The following is a 3,771-nucleotide window of genomic DNA, read 5'->3' on the forward strand; positions in this document are numbered from 1 at the left end:
GCACCAGCCGTCGGGCCTGCCCAAGATCGCGGTCACTTCCGGCTTCGTCGACCAGGCCACCCTGCTGCCCAAACGGGGGCCGCAAGGCGCCGCGACTCGTTCCGCCGCAGCATCCGCGCCTGCCTCTCGCCAACCATGACCGGGGCTGCCCCGGAAGCCCGGGCACCCAGCCTGCGGCGGCGAATGGCGAGCTTCGTTTACGAAGGCCTGCTCCTGTTCGGCATCGGCCTGATTCCGGGCGCTGTCGGGGCTTTGTTTGTGGCCCTCACCGGCCAGCAGCACCCCTTGCAGAGCGGGACGGCCCTGCGGGTGATCACCTTTGTGATCTACGGTGTTTACTTCACCTGGTTCTGGTCGAAACGCGGCCAGACCCTGCCGATGCAGACCTGGCACATTCGCGTCGTCACCGCCGACGGGCAGCGACTGAGTCAAGGCCAGGCCCTGCTTCGTTTCGTTGCGAGCTGCCTTTGGGTTGCGCCGGCCACCTTGCTGGCCATGCTCAATGACTGGTCGAAATGGCAAGCGCTGGGCGCGGTGGGCGTCGGCGTCGTGGTCTACGCGCTGCTCGCGCTGCTGCACCCACAACGCCAGTTCTGGCACGACGCCATCTGCGGAACGCGCCTCGTCACGGCCTTGCCCGAGCCTCGCCGCACCGCCTGAACGGGCAGGCACAATCGCCGCCCATGAGCAATCCATTCAAGGGCCGAACTGGGCTCGACCGGGTGATTCGCGCCACCGGCTACTCGTTCGAAGGGCTGAAAACGGCGTACTTGGGCGAGAGCGCGTTTCGCCAGGAAACGTGGCTGGCCGTCATCCTGATCCCGTCGGCTTTCTGGGTCGGCCGCACCTGGGTCGAGGTCGGCTTGTTGGTCGGCGCCGTGCTGCTGGTGATGATCGTCGAGCTGCTGAACTCGGGCATCGAAGCGGCCATCGACCGGGTGTCATTCGAGCTGCATGACCTGTCCAAGCGCGCGAAAGATCTGGCCAGCGCGGCCGTGTTTCTTTCGCTGGTCTTGTGCGCTGGTTTGTGGAGTGCCGCGCTGTGGCACCGCTTTCTGTGAGCACGCTGTCGCTGTGTGTCTACTGCGGCTCGCGCCTGGGTGGCCAAGCCGCGTATGAAGCGGCGGCCCGGCAGGTCGGCACGCTGATCGGCCAACGCGGCTGGCAGCTGGTCTACGGGGGTGGCAATGCCGGGCTGATGGGCACCGTCGCCAATGCGGCGCTCGCCGCCGGAGCATCGGTGATCGGGGTCATTCCACAGTCGCTGATGGGTCGCGAGCTGGGCCACCCCGGGCTCACCGAGCTGCATGTGGTCGACACCATGCACCAGCGCAAGCAGATGATGGCCGAGCGCGCCGATGCGTTCCTCGCCTTGCCCGGTGGCATTGGCACCTTCGAAGAGCTGTTCGAGGTCTGGACCTGGCGCCAGCTGGGCTATCACGACAAGCCCGTGGGGCTGTTGAACGTCGACGGCTACTACGACCGCCTGCTGTCGTTCATGGAACAAGGCGTGGCCGAAGGTTTTGTGCCGCCCGCGCAGTACCAGCTGCTGCAAGTGGCCAACGACCCGGTCCTGCTGCTGGATCGGCTGGCCGAGCAGGCACAGCAAGCCACCGCCTCCGACGACTACCGAAAAATCTAGCCCGCAAAAAAGCCCGCACGCTGCGGGCTTTTTGTTGAACTGAAGCGTGGATCAGACCGCCGCTTCGTCCGTCTCGCCGGTGCGGATGCGAACCACCTGCTCCACCGCCGTGACAAAAATCTTCCCGTCACCGATCTTGCCGGTCTTGGCGGCTTTGACGATGGCTTCGATGCAGCGGTCCACGTCCACATCTTTCACCACCACCTCGACCTTCACCTTGGGCAGAAAGTCGACCACGTACTCGGCGCCGCGGTACAGCTCGGTGTGACCCTTCTGGCGCCCGAAGCCCTTGACCTCGGTGACGGTGAGCCCGGTCACGCCCACGTCGGCCAGCGCTTCGCGCACCTCTTCAAGCTTGAACGGCTTCACGATCGCGGTGATCTGTTTCATGGCGGACTCCTTGGCAAATAGATGCTGGTAGTTTAAGCGCGGAACTTCGAAGTGATGGGGTAGCGCCAATCCCTACCAAAGGCCCGGTGGGTGATTCGAATGCCGATGGGCGCCTGGCGCCGTTTGTACTCGTTGATCTTGATGAGCCGGGTGACCCGTTCTACATCGGCCGCCGCATAACCCGCCGCAATGATCTGGTCGATGCCCTGGTCGTCTTCCATGTAGCGCTGCAAGATGCCGTCGAGCACCTCGTAGGGCGGCAGGCTGTCCTGGTCTTTCTGGTCGGGGCGCAGCTCGGCCGAGGGCGGGCGCGTGATGATGCGCTGGGGGATGACCTCGGCGCCTTGCGCGTTCTTCCACACGGCCAACCGGTAGACGAGGGTCTTGGCCACGTCTTTGATCACCGCAAAGCCGCCCGCCATGTCGCCATAGAGCGTGCAGTAGCCGGTGGCCATCTCGCTCTTGTTGCCGGTGGTCAGCACGATCGCACCAAACTTGTTCGACAAGGCCATCAACAAGGTGCCTCGGATGCGGGCCTGGATGTTTTCTTCGGTGGTGTCTTCTTTGAGGCCGGCGAACTCGGTGGCCAGGCTCTCTTTGAAGGCCTCGAACATCGGCACGATGGAGATTTCGTCGTAGCGCACGCCGAGCCGTTCTGCCATGTCACGCGCGTCGATCCACGAAATGTCGGCGGTGTAGGGCGAAGGCATCATCACGGTGCGCACCTTCTCGGGGCCCAGCGCGTCGACAGCAATCGCCAGCACCAAGGCTGAGTCGATACCGCCACTCAAGCCGAGCAAGATGCCGGGGAAGCCGTTCTTGCCGATGTAGTCGCGCACCCCAGTGACCAGGGCACCCCAGGCCTGCGCTTCCATTTCGGGAACCGGGGCCGTTGGGCCGCTCACGTGCTCCCGCCCCACTTCGACGATCGTCAGCGCCTCTTCAAAGAAGGGTGCACGTGACCCCACCTTGCCCTGCGCATCCAGGGCAAACGACGCGCCGTCGAACACCACTTCATCTTGCCCACCGGTCAGGTGCGCATAGAGCAAGGGCATGCCCACGTCACGGGCGCGCAAGGCCATGCGCTCTTCGCGCTCGGTCACCTTGCCCAGGTGGAAGGGAGAGGCGTTGATGACACACAGCACCTCGGCACCGGCGGCCTTGGCGGCACGTGCGGGTTCGTCGAACCACGCGTCTTCGCAGATGTTGAGGCCGAACTTCAGGCCTTCCACTTCAAACACCACCGCGCCCTGCCCCGCGTCGCGCCCCGAAGCAAAGTAGCGCCGTTCGTCGAACACCTGGTAGTTGGGCAACTCGCGTTTGCAGTAGGTGGCAACGATCTTGCCCCCTGCCAGCACCGAGGCCGCGTTGTAGCGCTGCTGCACCGCGTGCGACTTCGACCTAACATCGCCCCGCTCACCCCACTGATGCGGATGCCCCACCACCACATGCAAACCCGGCAGATCGGCCAGCGCCTCGGCGCACTCGGCCAAAGCCTGGGCGCAGGCCTGCATGAAGGCCGGGCGCAACAGCAGGTCTTCGGGCGGGTAGCCGCACAAGGCCAACTCGGGCGTGAGCACCAGGCGCGCGCCTTGCGCATGAGCACGGCGCGAAAACTCGACGATCTTGCGGGCGTTGCCGGCCAGATCCCCCACCGTGGATTTTATCTGCGCGAGAGCAACCTTGACCGTGGAATTTGATGGCATATGAGTGAAGAAAAAGGCTCGAACGATTATGTC

Annotated in this window: 5 protein-coding genes; 3 read left to right on the forward strand and 2 right to left on the reverse strand. The window is 64.5% G+C overall.

What is annotated here, in order from left to right; translation table 11 throughout:
• Nucleotides 1-135 precede the first annotated feature (135 nt).
• The 3 genes from RMO40_RS14005 to RMO40_RS14015 are packed head-to-tail and all read left to right on the forward strand — an operon-like array spanning nucleotide 136 to nucleotide 1,642.
• Nucleotides 136-660, forward strand: coding sequence for an RDD family protein (locus RMO40_RS14005; RefSeq protein WP_309722305.1), 525 nt, complete (start codon nucleotides 136-138; stop codon nucleotides 658-660).
• Nucleotides 661-683: 23 nt separating this feature from the next.
• Complete coding sequence (locus RMO40_RS14010) at nucleotides 684-1,061, forward strand: diacylglycerol kinase (RefSeq protein WP_309722308.1); 378 nt, start codon at nucleotides 684-686, stop codon at nucleotides 1,059-1,061.
• Nucleotides 1,043-1,642: a TIGR00730 family Rossman fold protein gene (locus RMO40_RS14015; RefSeq protein WP_309722311.1), complete on the forward strand. Its 600-nt coding sequence runs from the start codon at nucleotides 1,043-1,045 to the stop codon at nucleotides 1,640-1,642. Before RMO40_RS14010 ends, RMO40_RS14015 begins: the two co-directional genes overlap by 19 nt.
• A 51-nt stretch (nucleotides 1,643-1,693) precedes the next feature.
• On the opposite strand, the gene RMO40_RS14020 is transcribed toward RMO40_RS14015, so the two are convergent.
• Nucleotides 1,694-2,032: a P-II family nitrogen regulator gene (locus tag RMO40_RS14020; RefSeq protein WP_309722314.1), complete on the reverse strand. Its 339-nt coding sequence runs from the start codon at nucleotides 2,030-2,032 to the stop codon at nucleotides 1,694-1,696.
• A gap of 32 nt (nucleotides 2,033-2,064) precedes the next feature.
• Complete coding sequence (locus RMO40_RS14025) at nucleotides 2,065-3,738, reverse strand: NAD+ synthase (RefSeq protein WP_309722317.1); 1,674 nt, start codon at nucleotides 3,736-3,738, stop codon at nucleotides 2,065-2,067.
• Nucleotides 3,739-3,771 lie beyond the last annotated feature (33 nt).

It is taken from the genome of Rhizobacter sp., from assembly GCF_031412075.1.
GTDB lineage: Bacteria > Pseudomonadota > Gammaproteobacteria > Burkholderiales > Burkholderiaceae_C > Rhizobacter.

Excerpts from the sequence above, each read along its gene's own strand:
- RMO40_RS14005 (WP_309722305.1), top strand. The coding sequence starts at position 136 with ATGACCGGGGCTGCCCCGGAAGCCCGGGCACCCAGCCTGCGGCGGCGA.
- RMO40_RS14010 (WP_309722308.1), top strand. The coding sequence starts at position 684 with ATGAGCAATCCATTCAAGGGCCGAACTGGGCTCGACCGGGTGATTCGC.
- RMO40_RS14020 (WP_309722314.1), bottom strand. The coding sequence starts at position 2,032 with ATGAAACAGATCACCGCGATCGTGAAGCCGTTCAAGCTTGAAGAGGTG.
- RMO40_RS14025 (WP_309722317.1), bottom strand. The coding sequence starts at position 3,738 with ATGCCATCAAATTCCACGGTCAAGGTTGCTCTCGCGCAGATAAAATCC.